General features: G+C 71.4%; 13 protein-coding genes. 1 reads left to right on the plus strand and 12 read right to left on the minus strand.

The window, feature by feature from the left end; genetic code table 11:
- Positions 1-21: 21 nt before the first annotated feature.
- The 7 genes from secA to mtrA all read right to left on the minus strand — a co-directional run bounded on the left by secA (position 22) and on the right by mtrA (position 10,458).
- The gene (gene secA, locus ABD298_RS05040) at positions 22-2,745 is read right to left on the minus strand and encodes a preprotein translocase subunit SecA (protein ID WP_344298553.1); all 2,724 of its coding nucleotides are present in this window, start codon (positions 2,743-2,745) and stop codon (positions 22-24) included.
- A 135-nt stretch (positions 2,746-2,880) separates the two neighbouring features.
- Complete coding sequence (locus ABD298_RS05045) at positions 2,881-4,098, minus strand: winged helix-turn-helix domain-containing protein (RefSeq protein WP_344298554.1); 1,218 nt, start codon at positions 4,096-4,098, stop codon at positions 2,881-2,883.
- Positions 4,099-4,182: 84 nt separating this feature from the next.
- Positions 4,183-4,920, minus strand: coding sequence for a ribosome hibernation-promoting factor, HPF/YfiA family (hpf, locus tag ABD298_RS05050; protein ID WP_344298555.1), 738 nt, complete (start codon positions 4,918-4,920; stop codon positions 4,183-4,185).
- Positions 4,921-5,066: 146 nt separating this feature from the next.
- On the minus strand, positions 5,067-6,038 hold the full coding sequence (locus tag ABD298_RS05055; protein WP_344298556.1) for a ComF family protein: 972 nt from the start codon (positions 6,036-6,038) through the stop codon (positions 5,067-5,069).
- 63 nt (positions 6,039-6,101) lie between these two features.
- Positions 6,102-7,823: an LpqB family beta-propeller domain-containing protein gene (locus tag ABD298_RS05060; protein ID WP_344298558.1), complete on the minus strand. Its 1,722-nt coding sequence runs from the start codon at positions 7,821-7,823 to the stop codon at positions 6,102-6,104.
- Positions 7,820-9,760 (minus strand): MtrAB system histidine kinase MtrB, encoded by a 1,941-nt coding sequence (gene mtrB / locus ABD298_RS05065; protein WP_425564314.1) that lies wholly within the window; start codon positions 9,758-9,760, stop codon positions 7,820-7,822. The genes ABD298_RS05060 and mtrB overlap by 4 nt, the downstream gene beginning before the upstream one ends.
- A gap of 23 nt (positions 9,761-9,783) precedes the next feature.
- Entirely contained in the window at positions 9,784-10,458 is a 675-nt protein-coding gene (mtrA, locus tag ABD298_RS05070) for an MtrAB system response regulator MtrA (RefSeq protein ID WP_208709379.1), read from the minus strand.
- Between the two features lie 166 nt (positions 10,459-10,624).
- Between mtrA and ABD298_RS05075 the strand changes: the two genes are divergently transcribed.
- Positions 10,625-11,512, plus strand: coding sequence for a cytochrome c oxidase assembly protein (locus ABD298_RS05075; protein ID WP_344298559.1), 888 nt, complete (start codon positions 10,625-10,627; stop codon positions 11,510-11,512).
- Between the two features lie 12 nt (positions 11,513-11,524).
- On the opposite strand, the gene ABD298_RS05080 is transcribed toward ABD298_RS05075, so the two are convergent.
- The 5 genes from ABD298_RS05080 to ABD298_RS05100 form a co-directional block, all read right to left on the minus strand.
- Positions 11,525-12,541 carry a uroporphyrinogen decarboxylase/cobalamine-independent methonine synthase family protein gene (locus tag ABD298_RS05080; protein WP_344298560.1) on the minus strand — a complete coding sequence of 339 codons (1,017 nt, stop codon included), beginning with the start codon at positions 12,539-12,541 and terminating at the stop codon, positions 11,525-11,527.
- A gap of 1 nt (position 12,542) precedes the next feature.
- Positions 12,543-12,977: a chorismate mutase gene (locus tag ABD298_RS05085; RefSeq protein WP_344298561.1), complete on the minus strand. Its 435-nt coding sequence runs from the start codon at positions 12,975-12,977 to the stop codon at positions 12,543-12,545.
- Positions 12,978-13,050: 73 nt separating this feature from the next.
- Positions 13,051-14,769 carry a dipeptide ABC transporter ATP-binding protein gene (locus tag ABD298_RS05090; protein WP_344298563.1) on the minus strand — a complete coding sequence of 573 codons (1,719 nt, stop codon included), beginning with the start codon at positions 14,767-14,769 and terminating at the stop codon, positions 13,051-13,053.
- Positions 14,766-15,737, minus strand: coding sequence for an ABC transporter permease (locus ABD298_RS05095; RefSeq protein ID WP_344298564.1), 972 nt, complete (start codon positions 15,735-15,737; stop codon positions 14,766-14,768). Before ABD298_RS05095 ends, ABD298_RS05090 begins: the two co-directional genes overlap by 4 nt.
- 1 nt (position 15,738) lies before the next feature.
- Positions 15,739-16,821, minus strand: coding sequence for an ABC transporter permease (locus ABD298_RS05100; RefSeq protein ID WP_344298565.1), 1,083 nt, complete (start codon positions 16,819-16,821; stop codon positions 15,739-15,741).
- Positions 16,822-16,845: the final 24 nt, after the last annotated feature.

Below are 16,845 nucleotides of genomic sequence, written 5' to 3' on the forward strand. Positions count from 1 at the left end.
CGTGCGTCTGCGCAGCGACCGCTAGCGGCGGCGGGACCGCCGGCCGGGGCCGCCCTTGGCCGCGGAGCGGCTCTGGCCTGCCTGCGGCCGGGTTCCATCTCCGCCGTTCTGGCCCGCACGGGCGGCGCGTGCCTGCTCGACGTGGGTCTCGGTGGAGCCGTCCTCGGCCGGGGCCGAGTACTCCAGCTGCACGGGCCGGGCCGGGGCCTCGAGTCCCGGGGCCTGGACGGGCTGTCCCGTAGGGGCCGCTTCGGCAGGCTGGACCTCGAGGTTGAACAGGAATCCGACGGACTCCTCGCGGATGCCCTCCATCATGGCCTGGAACATGGCGAAGCCCTCGCGCTGGTACTCCACCAGCGGGTCGCGCTGCGCCATGGCGCGCAGGCCGATGCCCTCCTTGAGGTAGTCCATCTCGTAGAGGTGCTCCTGCCACTTGCGCCCGATGACAGACAGCACGACGCGGCGTTCGAGGTCCCGCATCATCTCGGAGCCGAGCTTCTCCTCGCGCTGGGCGTAGACCAGCTTCGCGTCGGAGAGGATCTCCTCCTTGAGCATCTCGACCGTGACGCGGGGCTTGCCGCCCGCCTCATCGATGATGTCCTGGGGCGTGAGCGTGATGGGGTACAGCGTCCGCAGGTTGGACCAGAGGGCGTGGAAGTCCCAGTCATCCCCGTTGCCCTCGGCAGTCGCGGCGTCGATCATCGCCGTGATCGTGTCCTCGAGGAAGAACTGGACCTTCTCATGGAGGTCGTCGCCCTCGAGGATGCGGCGGCGGTCGCCGTAGATCGCCTCACGCTGGCGGTTCAGGACGTCGTCGTACTTGAGGACGTTCTTGCGCTGCTCGGCGTTGCGGCCCTCGACCTGCGCCTGGGCCGACTGGATCGCCCGGGAGACCATCTTGGACTCGAGCGCGGTGTCGTCCGGAAGGCTCGACGCCATGAGCCGCTCGGCGCCGCCCGTGCCGAAGAGGCGCATGAGGTCGTCGGTGAGCGAGAGGTAGAAGCGCGACTCACCGGGGTCGCCCTGACGCCCCGAGCGGCCGCGGAGCTGGTTGTCGATGCGCCGTGACTCGTGCCGCTCCGTTCCGAGGACGTACAGTCCGCCGAGCTCGAGGACCTCCTCATGCTCGGCCTTGACGGCCTGGTTGGCTGCCTCTAGGGCGGCTGGCCACGCGGCCTCGTACTGCTCGGAGTTCTCCTCGGGGTCCAGGCCCTTGGCCGCAAGGTCCGCGACCGCCATGAACTCGGCGTTGCCTCCGAGCATGATGTCGGTGCCGCGCCCTGCCATGTTGGTCGCCACGGTCACGGCGCCCTTCCGCCCGGCCTGCGCGACGATCGCGGCCTCACGCGCGTGGTTCTTCGCGTTGAGCACCTCGTGGCGGATACCGGCCTTCGCGAGCGACTTCGAGAGGTACTCGCTCTTCTCGACGCTCGTGGTGCCCACAAGGACCGGCTGCCCGGTCGCGTGGCGGCGCGAGATGTCCTTGACCACGGCCTCGAACTTGACGACCTCGTTCTTGTAGACCAGGTCAGACTGGTCGATGCGGGCCATGGGCTTGTTCGTCGGGATCGGCACCACGCCGAGCTTGTACGTACTCATGAACTCGGCCGCCTCGGTCTCGGCGGTTCCGGTCATGCCGGAGAGCTTGTCATAGAGGCGGAAGTAGTTCTGGAGGGTGATCGTGGCGAGGGTCTGGTTCTCGGCCTTGATCTCCACCCCCTCCTTGGCCTCGATGGCCTGGTGCATGCCCTCGTTGTAGCGGCGCCCGGGGAGGATGCGGCCGGTGTGCTCGTCGACGATGAGGACTTCGCCCTCGAGGACCACGTAGTCCTTGTCCCTCTTGAACAGTTCCTTGGCCTTGATGGCGTTGTTGAGGAACCCGATGAGGGGGGTGTTGGCGGACTCGTACAGGTTGTGGATGCCGAGGTAGTCCTCGACCTTCTCGATGCCGGGCTCGAGGACGCCCACGGTGCGCTTCTTCTCGTCGACCTCGTAGTCGCCCTCGCCGAGGCGGAGCGCGATCTTGGCGAACTCCGAGTACCAGCGGTTCGCATCGCCCTGGGCCGGCCCGGAGATGATGAGCGGCGTGCGCGCCTCGTCGATGAGGATCGAGTCGACCTCGTCCACGATCGCGAAGTGGTGGCCCCGCTGGACGAGCTCGTTCTTGTCCCAGGCCATGTTGTCCCGGAGATAGTCGAAGCCGAACTCGTTGTTGGTGCCGTAGGTGATGCCGGCGTCGTACTGCTTCTTGCGTGCCGCGGGGTCCATCGAGGCGAGGATGCAGCCGCTCGAGATGCCGAGGAAGCGGTAGACGCGGCCCATCAGCTCGGACTGGTACTCCGCGAGGTAGTCGTTGACGGTCACCACGTGCACGCCCTGGCCAGTGAGGGCATTGAGGTAGGCCGGAGCGGTCGCCACGAGCGTCTTGCCCTCGCCGGTCTTCATCTCGGCGATGTTGCCGAGGTGCAGCGCGGCGCCGCCCATGAGCTGGACGTCGAAGTGACGCATGCCGAGCGTGCGCCCGGCCGCCTCGCGCACGGCCGCGAACGCCTCGGGCAGCAGGTCGTCGAGGCTCTCGCCGTCCTCGTAGCGGGCCCGGAGGCGGTCCGTCTCGCCCCGGAGGTCGCCGTCGCTCAGTCCGCGGAACTCATCCTCGAGCGCGTTGATGGCGTCAGCATAGACGCGCAGCTGCTTGAGCGTCCGGCGGTCACCGGTGCGCAGGAGTTTCTCGAGAAGGTTTGCCACGTGGCGTTCGCTCCCTTGTCAATGGCGTGGGCCGCAGCACGCGCGCGCTGCGGGCGGGCATCAGTCTACGTCAGACACGTATGGGACGGCTTGAGGGTTCCGGCCCGGCAGCTCGGATGCCGCCCCGGGCGTTCCTCATCCGAGACGGCCGGGGAGCTCCCGCCGCAGCGTGAAGGCGAGGCTGCCGCTGTCGGCGACCCGGACGTCGTCGAGCCCGAGCCAGTCCGCGAGGAGCGCCAGTTCCGCGGCGAGTTCCGCGGCGGTGTCCGGCGGGGCTCCGGGCTCGGCATGGGCGGCGTGCACGATGAGGGTCCGGCGGACGCGGTCTGCCTTGAGGTCGACCCGGGCCACCACCGCGTCGCGGAGGAGGAAGGGCAGGACGTAGTAGCCGTACTCGCGCCGGGCGGCAGGCGTGTAGATCTCGAGCCGGTAGCGGAACCCGAAGAGCTCCTCGAGGCGCCGGCGCTCGAAGACGAGCGAGTCGAAGGGGCTCAGCAGGGCCCGCCCCTGCGCCGTGCGCGGGAGGGTCCGCTGCGGATCGCGATAGACCGGCCCGGGCCAGCCCGGCACGTCGACCGGTTCCGCCTCCCCTGAGGCGACAAGCCGCTCGAGCGCGCGGCCGGTGTCCCGGTGCGGCAGGCGGAAGTAGTCGGCGAAGCATCGGACGGTCCCGATCCCGTGCGCTGCCACGGCTGCGCGCGCCAGTTCCAGGATCGCGGCGTCCCGGGACAGCGCGGGATCCCGGGCGAGGCCGGGCGGCAGGACTGCCTCCATGAGCGCATACCTGCGCTCGAACGACGGCGAGCGGCCGGCTGAGCCGAGGATCCCCTCCTCGAAGAGGTGGCTCGCGACACGCTGGACGGCGTTCCAGTTCCATCCCCAGCTGTCGGTCCGGCGCTCCTCGACGTGGCCGAGCCGTTCGGTGAGCTGGGACGCCGTCAGGGGCCGGCTCGAGGCCAGGACCGCGACGATGCGCTCGGCGAGGTCTGCGCGGGTCCCGCTGTCCATGCGGTGGGCGCCCACCCAGGCGCGCCGCTGCCACAGCCGAAGGGCATCGAAGTGCTCGGGCCGCACGAAGCTCGCCTCGTGCGCCCAGTACTCCACCATCCGGCGCGGACTCCGGGAGGAGAGCCGGTCCAGGGCTCCCCGGTCATACGCGCCGAGCCTTGAGAAGAACGGCAGGTAGTGGCTCCGGACAAGGACATTGACGGAGTCGATCTGCACGAGCTGCAGGCGCTCGAACACCGCGGTCAGGGACCTCGTCGAGGCCGGTGCGGCGGGACGGGGCCGGTGCAGGCCCTGGGCGGCGAGCGCAAGGCGGCGCGCTTGGGCAAGGCTGAGGGTCGCCCTCACGCGCGCTCGCCTCCGGAAGCCCCATACGCAGCAGCGGCGGCCCCGGACGGGACCGCCGCTGCTGTTGACGCGCCAGACGAGGTGTCAGGAGACAACGGCGCCCTGGTCGTCCGAACGGTAGGCGAGGATCTTCTCCTCGACGGTGGTCTGGCCCGGCTCGCACGCCCGGTCCAGGCTGATGACGCCGTAGGTCCAGCCGCGGCGGCGGTACACGACGGAGGGCGTGTTCGTGTCCGCGTCGATGAACAGGTAGAAGTCGTGCCCCACGAGCTCCATGTTGTCCACTGCGTCGTCAAGGGTGAGCGTCGCGGCGGGGAAGACCTTCCGGCGGATCAGCACCGGGGAGTCACCGGCGGGAATGTCGTTCTCGACCTCGTACGGCGACTGCTCCTCGCCGGCATCGGCGGACGTGCCTGTGGCGCTCTCGAGCGCGTGCTCGGCGTAGATGGGCTGGCTGCTGCTCACCACGGGAAGGGCCGCCGTGGCGGCGCTGACACCCACGGGCGTGTGCTTTCCGTGGTGTACCTTCCGCCTGTCCTTGACCCGCCGCAGCCGTTCGAGGAGCTTCCCGTAGGCGAGGTCGAATGCAGCGAACTTGTCCGGCGCCGTTGCCTCGGCGCGGATCACGGGACCGCGTCCGGTGACCGTGAGCTCGACGGTGAGCTGGTCGCCTCCCGAACGGGCGCCATTCTGCTTGGAGCACTTGGCGTCGACGCGCTGGACCTTGTCTGCGAGGGTTCCGATCTTCTCGATCTTCTCGCTCGCGTACTCACGGAAACGATCAGAAACCGTCAGGTTGCGTCCGCTGATGTTGAACTCCATGGTGCCCTCCAAATTTCCGAGTTCAGCCCGATATCGGCACCGCAAGGCTCGCGCTGTGACAGTCGAGCCCCTTTCCTGAGCCGCTATCGACGGGTCCTTCTGGCTACGGGACCCACTACAGACGTTAGTGGATCGTCACCTTTTATTCACCCTCCATTGGTCCCGTCCCGCCCCTGTCCGCTGGCAGCGTAGCCCCGCGAGCCCGCCGTCGGCTCCCGCAGGGGAACGTAGGCGAGCGTGGCTGCGCCGAGGACGACGGCGCCCGCGGCCTCGAGCGCGCGGGCCGCCTCCCTCAGGGTCGCGCCGGTCGTCAGGACGTCGTCGACGAGTACGCACGGGCGTCCGCGGACCCGCGCCGGCCCCTTCCGCCCGGGGACCCTGACCCGCGCCCTGGCCTCGAGGGACCCGGCCGCGCGCCGGCGCCTCTGGCCCTTCCCGAGCCCCTTCTGCGAGCCGTCCCCGAACCCGGCGGCCGAGCGGGCCGCGCCGAGCAGCGCCGAGTGCAGCGGGACCCGCCGCTGCCTCAGGGCAGGCACCCAGACGGCGCCGGGAGGCAGGCGGCCCTCGCGCCGCGCCCTGCGGCCCAGGAGCGCGAGCGGGTCGAAGCCCCGGCGTAGGAATGCCGCCGTGCTCGTCGGAACGGGCACGAGCCACACCGCGCCGCCCTGGGTGCCGACCGCGGCCCGGACTGCCCGGGCGAGCCCTGCCGCGAGCTCGCGTTCGAGCGTTCGGCTCCCGTGCCGCTTGAAGTCGAGCAGCGCGAGCGAGAGCTCGTTGCGGTAGGGCCCTGCCGCGACGGCGGGGAGCAGGACGGTCCCGTCGGCCTCGATGAGTGCCGCCGCGTGGGCCTCGACCCTGGCCGGACGCGCCGTGAGCGAGCGCAGCCGGCGAGCGCAGCCCACGCAGAGGGTGCTGTCCGGAGCGCCGCACGAGACGCAGTCGACGGGAACGACGAGCCCGAGCAGCTCGCGCGCCAGGGCGGCAGTGTGGGCGGCCAGCCGCAGGAGCCGGCTCCGGGACGCAGCAGCGTGGCGTGAGGGGCCGTGCGGCTCGGACGTCGATGGCGGTCCCGCGCCCACGGCGGGACGGCGGCGGGAGGAGGCTCCGTCGTCGTGCATCCCACCAGCGTTGCGCGGCCGCGCCGCGCCCGCCACGTGCCGGCGGTGCATGTGGACAGCGCGTCAGCCGGCGAAGGCGGGGTACTCGACTCCCTTGCCGTGCTCGGTCCAGGCGGTGCGCACGAGCTGGAACACCCCGGCAGGCGTCTGCGCGTAGATGGCCTGCTCGCCGTTCCCGGCACTGATCGAGTGGATCCCGGCCAGCGGCGGCAGCTGGCGGGGCTCGCCCCCGCGCAGTGACACGATCTCGGGCGCCACGGGTTCGGTGGCGGAGAGGCCCGAGACCAGGAGCGTCAGCTCGTCGACCCAGGCCACACGGCGGGCGCCCGCGTCCGCCGTAGGGAGCGTGACGGGATCCGCCAGCTCCCGCGGCACGCCGTCCGGTCCGCGCACGATCCCCGCAAGCTGGAGGACGGCCTTGCCGTCCCGCGAGGACAGCACCGCGACGCGCGCGCCGTCGCGTGAGACCCGCAGGTCTTCGACCGTGCGGCCCGCGAGCCAGCGCGGGGCGATGGCGACGTGCGGCACGTCCGCTCCCTCGGCGACCCCCACGGGCCGGTACGCCACCACCTCCGTTGCCCCCGTGGCGCCTGGGCCGGCGGTCCAGACCCAGTCTTTGGGAGAGACCGAGGGCGGCGACAGCCTCGTCCGCGATTCGAGGAGGCGCGCCGGCTGATTGGGCACCGCGGAGTACAGCGCCGGGCCGTCGCCGAGGAACGCGTAGACCTGCTGGGACTGGGCCGCTGCCGGATCGCGCGGGTTGAACTGGGCGACGCTGCGGAGCCCGTCGATGCGGGCCGCCTGCTGGTCGGCGTACCGCACGAGCTCGCCGCCGGCCACGGCGACCTGCCACGTGGGCACCTGGGGGTCGACTGTGGGCTGGGGGATGTTCCCGCCGGTCGTCGGGTCCTCGAGCGCGACCTCGCTCTGGTTCGAGCGCAGCGTCACGCCGACCACCGAGCTGATGCCCGAGAAGGTGCGCACGAGCTGGGCGTGCATCCGCTGGCGGTCCGTGAACGAGGCGTCGCGGACCTCCGAGGTGAGGTCCACCTGGGCGGTGTTGTCGACGATCGGCACGGACTCCCGCTCGAGCCGCACCCCTTGCGGGAAGGACGTCGCGACGGCGGACCGCAGGTACGGGGCCGGCCCCGCGATGAGGGCGCTCACGAGGGACTTCGCCACGCCGGAGTTGTCGATGAACCACCGCACGTCCGGGACGAGCGTGCTGAAGCCCGGGTCGAAGAAGTACAGCGGGAAGGACTTGTACAGGACCTTGAAGGTCTCCTCGGGGATGGCCGTGCCGTCGGGGAGCTTGGACAGCCGCCACTGGCCGTCCACCGACGAGACGGTCACGTCGAGGTGCTCCTTGGTGCCGGGCGGGAAGGGAGTCGAGATCCCCTGCGAGTCGACCGAGTAGGCGAGGTCCATCTCGTAGCTGTACTCGTTCTCGCGTCCGGTGGGCACGACGGCCGCGCTGCCCCGGTAGACCAGCGTCCGCTGGCTCGGCTTCCAGGTGACGGCCTGTGCGGGGGCGAGGAACTGCCGCGCGACCGTGAAGTCGTTCTGGTAGCCGCTTCCGGCGTTGAAGAAGCCTTCGATGACGGACTGCGGGCTCGCGCCGTCACGGGGCCCCGGCGGGATGTACTGGGGGGCGTTGCCCCTCGTCGTGGCGCTGTCGCGGCTCTTCCCCACGGATCCCGTGATCGGCATCTGCGCGCACCCCGCCAGCGCCCCGAGGCACAGCACGACGGCGAGCACCGCCCACCGCAGCCAGCGGCGCGTCACGGTGCCCCCGTCTCGGGCGACGGCGGGGCGGTGCGCCGGAACGCCTGCGGGCCGACGACGACGTCCCGGGTCGTGGTGCCCTCGACGAGGACCACGTCGCCGTCGGCCGGCGCCAGCGCGACGGGCGACTCGCTGATCGTCCCGTCCGCGCGCAGCGGGAGGGTGAGGCGGAAGCAGGACCCCTGGCCCTTGCTCCCCCAGGCCTGCAGCCACCCGTTGTGGAGCTTGACGTCCTCGGTGGCGATCGAGAGGCCGAGGCCGGAGCCGCCGGTCGTGCGGGCCCGCGCCGGGTCGGCCCGCCAGAACCGGTCGAACACCCGCGCCGCCTCGGAGGCGGCCATACCGATGCCGTGGTCCCTCACGGCGACGCCGACCGCCTCGGCGTTGGCGGCGACGAACACCTCCACTGGGCGGCCCTCGCCGTGCTCGAGGGCATTGTTCAGGAGGTTGCGCAGCACCCGCTCGATGCGGCGGTCGTCCATCTCGACGATGATGCTGGGGGTCCGCGTGTACAGCTTCACCTCGGACCCGCACTCGGCGGCGATGGGCGCCGCCTTGTCGATGGCACTGCGGACGAGGGCCACCATGTCCCGCGGCTCCGCGTCGAGGACTGCCACGCCGGCGTCGAACCGCGAGATCTCGAGCAGGTCGTTCAGGAGCGCCTGGAAGCGCTCGACCTGGTTGTAGAGCAGCTCGGCGGAGCGCTTCGTGATCGGGCTGAACTCGTCCCGCGCGTCGAACAGGACCTCTGCGGCCATGCGGACGGTCGTGAGCGGGGTCCGCAGCTCGTGGCTCACGTCGGAGACGAAGCGCTGCTGCATGTGGGACAGGTTCGCCAGCGCGGTGATCTGCTCCTGGAGGTTGGCGGCCATGTGGTTGAACGCCGCGCCGAGCCGGGCGACCTCGTCCTCGCCCTCCACCGCCATGCGCTCCTCGAGCTGCCCGGCGGCGAGCTTCTCGGACACGGCCGCGGCGTGGCTCACGGGCGAGACGACGCTGCGCGTCACGATCCACGTGATGGCGCCGATGAGCAGGAGCAGGAACATGCCGCCGAACCACAGGACGTTCTGCATGTCGTCGAGCGTCTGCTGGGCGGAGACGATGTCATACAGGAGGTACAGCTCGTAGACGGTCCCGCCGAAGCTGACCTTGTTCCCGACCGCGATCGCCGGGTGCTCCCGGTTGTCCACGGTGAGCGGGATGGACTGCCAGTACTGTTCCTGCTGGGAGTGCTGGACGGCCTCGCGGAGGCTTGCAGGGATGTCGTTCTCGGTGCGCAGGTAGGACGCCCGCGAGTCGACCCAGCGGTTGCGGGGCTGGTCCTGGTTGGGGACGGCCAGGAACACGTACTGGCGCGGAGTGCTGGACTCGCGGTCCTCGAGCTGGTCGAGCGTGTCGTTGACGAGCTTGAGCACGCTCTGCTGGTCGGTGACCTGCGCGCCGTCGAACGTCTCCTGGACCTGCTGCACCGCCTGGCGGGTCTGGTTCTCCGCCTGCGCGAGCCGCTCCTGGAACAGGTTGTTCGCGATCTGGTTCGAAAGGTAGGCCCCCACGGCCAGGAAGGAGACGAACGTCAGGACGAGCGTGATGAGCACGGTGCGGAACTGCAGCGACCGCCGCCAGCGGCGCATGAAGCCGCCGCGGACGGCTGCGAGGGCGGGACCGACGCCCGCTGCCGCCCGGCCGAGCGCCCTGACGCCCCGCAGCGCGAGGATGCGCCCGCGGCGGCCAAGGATCCGGGCCCGGTCCTGAGGACGCTCGCGGCGCACCCACCGGCGGGCCAGGGCCAGCCCCAGCCGCGCCCGGGCACGCAGCCGCGCCGCCCGCTGCGCGCGGCCGGGGCGGTCGACGGCGGCGGGCAGGCTCGCGCCGCCGTCGTGCGTCCCGCCTTGGGGGACCTCGTTCGACGGCGGGCTGCTGCGATGCTCTGTGTCCACGCGGCCCTGCGGCTCCCGGCGGCCTATCCGCCGGCCTTGTACCCGACCCCGCGGACCGTCAGGACGATCTCCGGGGCCTCGGGATCGCGCTCGATCTTGGAGCGGAGGCGCTGGACGTGCACGTTCACCAGGCGGGTGTCGGCGGCGTGGCGGTAGCCCCAGACCTGCTCGAGCAGCAGCTCGCGCGTGAACACCTGCCAGGGCTTGCGGGCCAAGGCCACGAGGAGGTCGAACTCGAGGGGCGTCAGCGAGATGTGCTCGTCGCCCCGCTTGACGGTGTGGCCCGCCACGTCGATCGAGACCTCGCCGATCCGCAGCGTCTCCGGAGCCTTCGTCTCGCCCGGCCGGAGGCGGGCGCGCACCCGTGCGACGAGCTCGGCGGGCTTGAAGGGCTTGGGGACGTAGTCGTCCGCACCCGACTCGAGGCCGCGCACCACGTCCGAGGTGTCGGACTTGGCCGTGAGCATGACGATCGGGACGTCGGACTCGGACCGGATCTGCCGGCACACCTCGATGCCGTCGAGGCCGGGGAGCATGAGGTCCAGGAGCACCAGGTCGGGGCGCTGGGCTCGGAACACGTCAAGGGCCTGCCCGCCGTCGGCGCAGAACACCGGCTCGAAGCCGTCGTTGCGCAGGACAATGCCGATCATCTCGGCCAGGGCCTCGTCGTCGTCCACGACCAGAATGCGTGCCTTCATGCCTTCCACTCTCCCCCACTCGACGTCCCGGGCCGGGCGTGCCGCGCCGGGTGTACACCGCCCTTCATTCTAGGCGCCGCGGCTGGGCGCCCGCCCGGGCACCCGGCCGCGGGCCCCGGCCCAGGAGTCCCAGCGGGATCTCAGGCAGTACCGCTACTGTTCGCGGGTGCCGCCGCTCGCAGACATCCTCTCCGCCGCTACGGTCGACCCCGCGGCGATCGCCCTCGCACTCGCTGCGTGCGCCCTGTACGCGGCGGGCCTGGTGCGGGCACGGCGGCGCGGGGTGGCGTGGCCCCTGTGGCGCGTGCTGGGCTTCTACCTGCTCGGGATCCTGCCGTACGTCGCGCTCGCATGCGGGTTCACGGGGGCCTACGGGTCCTCGCTCCGCTGGGCCTTCACGCTCAAGGTCGCGCTCATGTTCTTCGTCGTCCCGCTCTTCCTCGGGCTCGGCCAGCCGGTCGGCCTCGCCCGGGCCGCCCTGTCGGGGGCCGCGAGGGACCGGCTGGAACGCGTCCTGGCCAGTCGGGCCACGCGCGCGCTCGGCAATGCGTTCGTGGCTCCCCTGGTCGGGCTCGTCCTGTTCGGGACGTTCCTCACGCCCCTGCTCTCCGTCTACCGCGGTTCACCGCTGGCCAGCGGGACCCTGAGCGTCGTCGTCCCGCTCGTCGGCCTCCTGCTGGCCCTGCCGCTGACCGAAGGGGACTCCTTCGAGCGCTCGAGCGCTTTCATCGTGCTCGAGTTCGTGTACGTGTTCATCGAGCTCCTCGCGGACGCGGTGCCGGGGATCTTCCTCCGGCTCTCCCCCACGGTGCTCGACGGCGCGGCCTCCTGGGCGGCGGGCGTCCCGCAGTGGTTCCCCTCCCCCCTGCGGGACCAGCAGCTCGCGGGCGACCTCCTGTGGTTCATCGCCGAAGCGGTGGACGTCCCCGTCATCATCCTCATGTTCGTCCGCTTCTCGCGCAGCGACCGCCGCGAGGCCAGGTCGTTCGACGAACTCAGCGACGAGGAGATGGACGCGCTGGCGCAGGAGCACCTGCGTCGCCGCGGCAGCTGAGGGCCGCGCGGCTCAGCCGAGCGCGATCTGGTTGACGGCATCGGCGAGCTTGACGGTCCGGTTCAGGCGCGCGGTCGCCTCGGCAGGGGTGAGGGCGGCGAGGCTGCCTGCCGGGGTGACCCGGACGGCGTCGAGCGCACCGAAGGACAGCCCGAGCTGCCGCCAGGGCCGCACCACCCTCTCGGCGAGCTCGCCGGTCCGCACCCTCGGCGCGCCATCGGGCGGAAGGGCCCCGAGCCACACGCGGGCGCCGGCCTCGACCGCGCCGGCCAGCCCTTCCCACTGCGGCACGGTGAGGTCCGCGAGCGGGAGCGAGACCCCGTCCGCGCCGGCCTCGAGGACCGCGGCGAGGGGCGCCTCCCACGCGGGGAGGTTCACGACGACGGCCTCGGCCCCCGCTCCGCGCAGGGCATCGGCGAGAAGCGACCACGCCGCCCGGCCCTCGTGGGCGGGAACCGCGCGCAGCGTGCGGTAGCCGCTGGCGGTGGGCAGAAGGCCCGCGAGCACCCGCGCCGCGTCGGGCTCGTCGAGCTGGACCGTGAGGCGGGCGCCCGGGACGGCCCGCGCCACCCGGCCGAGGAAGGGCACGACGCCGGCCGCGAGGGACTGTGCGATGTCCCGCCGCGCGCCGTGGTCGCCTAGGACCCGCTCGCCCGAGGGGAGGTAGAGGCCGGCCATGAGGCTCAGGGGGCCCAGGATGCGGACGTGGAGACCCTCGGCCGGCCGCTCCTCCGCGCCGGCGACGTCGGCGAGCACGTTGAGGTCCGTCGAGAGGGCCGACTCCGCGCGGGCGGCGTCCAGGCCGCGCCTGTCCACGACCCGCCACCCGTGCGGCTGGACGTCCGCGTGCAGGTCGGCCAGGAGAGCGGCACTCCTGCCGACCGGGTCGGACCCGACCCCCCGGTCTGGCAGCTCGGCGAGGACGGGGAGGTGCGGCGACCCCAGCTCGCCGCGGATGGCCTTGGCCGCTTCGAGGGGGTCGGTCCCCGGCCAGTCCCCCAGCGCGGTCGCAGTGACCTGTCCTGCCACGTCAGGCGTCCGAGGCCGTGTCCTGGCCGTCCCCCGAGCGGCGCGCTGAGACATCCTCCGAGATGGCCTGGTGGTGCCGGATGACCTCGCTGATGATGAAGTTCAGGAACTTCTCTGCGAACGCCGGGTCCAGCTGGGCCTCCTCGGCGAGACGCCGCAGCCGCGCGATCTGGGCGGCCTCGCGCTCGGGATCGGCGGGGGGGAGGTGGTGCTGGGCCTTGAGGAAGCCCACCCGCTGGGTGACCTTGAAGCGCTCGGCGAGGAGGTAGACGAGCGTCGCGTCGAAGTTGTCGATGCTCGAGCGGATGGAGAGCAGCTCCTCCATGACGGCCGGGTCCACGTGTCCCTTCAGAGAGCTCGCGCCGGGGTCGTACTGGCCCTCGGATCGGTGCTCGGTCGTCTCGGCGTCGGCGTCGGGGCGGTGCAGCTCGGTCATGCTGACAGTCTATGGGCCGCCGCGTGGTGGCCCCGCGCCCTCAGCGACGCGGAGCCACCATGCGGACAGGCGGTCAGCCGCCGAGCAGCGCGCGGTGCGCAGCCCGGCGCTCGGCCTGCTCGAGCGGGTCGGGCACGGGCAGCGATGCGATGAGCCGCTTCGTGTACTCGTGCTCGGGTGCGCCCATGACGCGGGAGCCGATTCCCTGTTCGACCATCCGGCCCTTGTAGAGGACCCCGACCCAGTGGCTGAGCTGGTCGACCACCGCGAGGTCGTGGCTGATGAACAGCGCCGCGAACCCGAGCTCGGACTGGATCTCGCGGAACAGCTCGAGCACCTTCGCCTGGACCGAGACGTCGAGCGCGGAGGTCGGCTCGTCGGCGACGAGCAGCTTGGGCCCGAGCGCGAGGGCACGCGCGAGCGAGGCGCGCTGGCGCTGGCCGCCGGAGAGCTCGTGCGGGTACCGGGCGGCGTACGACGCCGGCAGTTGCACCGACTCGAGCAGCTCGCCCACCCGACGGCGCACCTGGACGCCCCCGAGGTCCAGGTGGACCAGGAGGGGCTCGGCGACGCACTCGCCGATCGTCAGCTGCGGGTTGAACGACGCCGCCGGATCCTGGAACACGAAGCCGATGTCCTTGCGGATCGGCCTGACGTCCCGCTCACGGAAGCCGACCATCTCGTGGCCGAGGACCTTCAGGCTGCCTCCGCTGGCGCGGCTGAGCCCCGCGATGGCCCGCCCGATCGTGGTCTTGCCGGATCCCGACTCGCCCACGAGCCCGAACACCTCACCCGCCGAGACGGTGAACGAGACGTCCTGGACGGCCTTGAACGGCGGGGTCCCGAGGCGGCCCGGGTACGTGATGTCGAGCCCCTCGGCGCGGACCAGCACCTCCCCGTCCTGGTGCAGGCGCGCCGTGGCGCCTTCCGAGGCGGAGTCCCGCCCGAGGTGGGGAACGGCGTCGAGCAGGCGCCGGGTGTAGTCCTCGCGCGGGGAGGCGAAGAGCGTGCGGGCGGCAGCCTCCTCGACGACCTCGCCCTGGTTCATGACGACGACCCGGTCGGCGAGGTCCGCGACCACCCCCATGTTGTGGGTGATGAGCACAATCGACGTGCCGTAGAGGTCCCGCAGGTCGCGGAGCAGCTCGAGGATCTCGGCCTGGACGGTGACGTCCAGCGCCGTCGTGGGCTCGTCGGCCACGATCAGGCCGGGGTCGAGTGCGAGCGCCGCCGCGATGACCACGCGCTGCTTCTGGCCGCCGGAGAACTGGTGCGGGTAGTAGTCCACCCGCTTCTCGGGGTCGGGGATGCCCACTTTGCGCAGCGCCTCGACGGCACGCTCCCTGGCCTCCTTGCGGCTGACCCTCCTGCCGTCCCTGCCGCGGTGTGCCCGGATCCCCTCGGCGATCTGCCACCCCACCGTGAAGACGGGGTTGAGCGCAGTCGAGGGCTCCTGGAAGACCATCGCGACGTCGCGCCCGCGCAGCTCGCGCAGCGCGGCCCGGCTGAGCGCGACGACGTTGTGGCCGTTGATCACCACGGCGCCGGAGCTCGTGGCGGTCTCGGGCAGGAGGCCGAGGATGGTCTTGGCCGTGACGGTCTTGCCTGAGCCGGATTCGCCCACGACGGCGACCACCTCGCCTGCACGCACGTCCAGGCTCACGCCGCGCACGGCGTCGACCTCCCCCGCGTCTGTGGCGAAGGAGACCCGCAGGTCGTCGATGTCCAGGACGGTCTCGTCCGGGCGGGTCCCGCCCACCGGACCGAGCTGCTCTCCGGTGCCGGTGCTCATGCCGGGCTCCCCTTCCGCTTGCGGCCGCGCGTGCGGAGGCGCGCGTCGCCCAGGTCGTTGATGCTCTCCCCGACGAGCGTGAAGCCGAGGACGGTCAGGACGATCGCGAGGCCGGGGAAGAGCCCGGTCCACCAGATCCCGGCGCTGACGTCGCTGAGCGCCTGCTTGAGGTCGTATCCCCACTCCGAGGCGCTCGTCGGCTCGATGCCGAACCCGAGGAAGCCGAGCGCTGCGAGGATGAGGATGGCCTCCGAGGCGTTGAGGGTGAAGATGAGGGGGATGCTGCGCGTCGCGTTGCGGAAGATGTGGCGGCCCATGATCCGCCAGCTCGACGCCCCGATCACCTTCGCCGACTCGACGAACGGCTCGGCCTTGAGGCGGATCGCCTCCGCCCGCACCACGCGGAAGTACTGCGGGATGAACACGACCGTGATCGCAAGCGCGGCCGCGAGGACGCCGCCCCACAGGCTGGACTGCCCGCGGGAGATGACGATCGACATGACGATCGCGACCAGCAGCGACGGGAACGCGTACACCGCGTCCGCGACCACCACCAGGATCCGGTCGAGCCACCCGCCCACGTAGCCGGAGACGAGTCCGAGGGCGACACCGGCGAAGATCGACAGGGCCACGGCGACCACGATCACGAAGATCGCAGTCTGGGTGCCCCAGATGACGCGGGAGAACACGTCGTAGCCGCCCACAGTGGTCCCCCAGAGATGCTTGGCGCTCGGGGGGTCCTGCGTGGGGAAGTTCCCCGAGGCATCGGAGAGCTGGGAGAAGCCGTAGGGCGCCACCAGGGGCGCGAGGACGGCCAGGAGGACGAACACGGACGTCAGCACAAGGCCCGCCACGAGCATTCCGCGCTGCACCCCCACGCTCGCCACGAGGTGGGAGACGACCGGGAGACGGCGTGAGAGGGGCAGCCGTCGCTCGATCTCCGGAAGGGTCTGGGTCTTGGGGGCCATGTCAGTACCTCACCCTCGGGTCGATGAGGGCCGCAATCACGTCGACCACGAAGTTCGTGACCGCGACGATGATGGCCAAGAGGACCACGATGCCCTGCACCGCGACGAAGTCGCGGGCGGTGAGGTACTGCGCGAGCTGGAAGCCGAGCCCCTTCCACTCGAACGTCGTCTCAGTCAGGACCGCTCCCCCGAGCAGCAGCGCGATCTGCATGCCCATGACCGTGATGATCGGGATGAGGGACGGCTTGTAGGCGTGCTTCGTGACGAGCCGGAACTCGCTCACGCCACGTGACCGGCCCGCCTCGACATAGTCCTTGCCGAGCGTGCCGATGAGGTTGGTCCGCACGAGGCGGAGGAACACGCCCGCGGTGAGCAGCCCCAGCGCAACGGCAGGCAGGACGGCGTGCGAGACGACGTCCCAGAACGCCGGCATGTTGCCGCTGCGCAGCGCGTCCAGCCAGTAGATGCCGGAAGGCGCGGCGAGCTGGTTCATCGCCAATTCGGTCGCCGTGGACGCCCTCCCTGCGATCGGAGTCCAGCCGAGCCACACCCCGAACACGAGCTTGAGCAGGAGTCCCGAGAAGAAGACGGGGGTCGCGTAGAAGAGGATGGCGAACACCCGCAGTGCGGCGTCCGAGGACCTGTCGCGGCGGTGGGCGGCGACCATCCCGAGGGGAATGCCGATGAGGAAGGCCACGACCAGCGCGTTGACGGCGAGCTCGAGTGTCGCGGTGCCGAACGTCAGGATCATCTCCGTGACGGAGCGGTTGTCGGAGATGGTCCTCCCGAAGTTGCCGGTGAAGACCTGCCCGAGGTACTCGACGTACTGGATCAGGATCGGCCGGTCGTACCCGGCCTCATGGATGCGGAGCTCGAGCTGCTCGGCGGGAAGGCGTCCCCCGAGCGCCGCGGTGATCGGGTCGCCGGTGATCCTCATGAGGAAGAACACGATCGTCACGAGGATCAGGATCGTGGGGAAGATGAGCAGGAAGCGGACGAGCAGGTAGCTGCCCAGGCCGCCCGCCTTCGCCTTCGCGACCGGCGCGGAGGCCGCCTCTGGGGGCGCCTCGGTGAATGCTGTCATGGGTACTCCTGACCACGCGGGGAC

The organism is Sinomonas flava (genome assembly GCF_039531875.1).
Taxonomy (GTDB): domain Bacteria; phylum Actinomycetota; class Actinomycetes; order Actinomycetales; family Micrococcaceae; genus Sinomonas; species Sinomonas flava.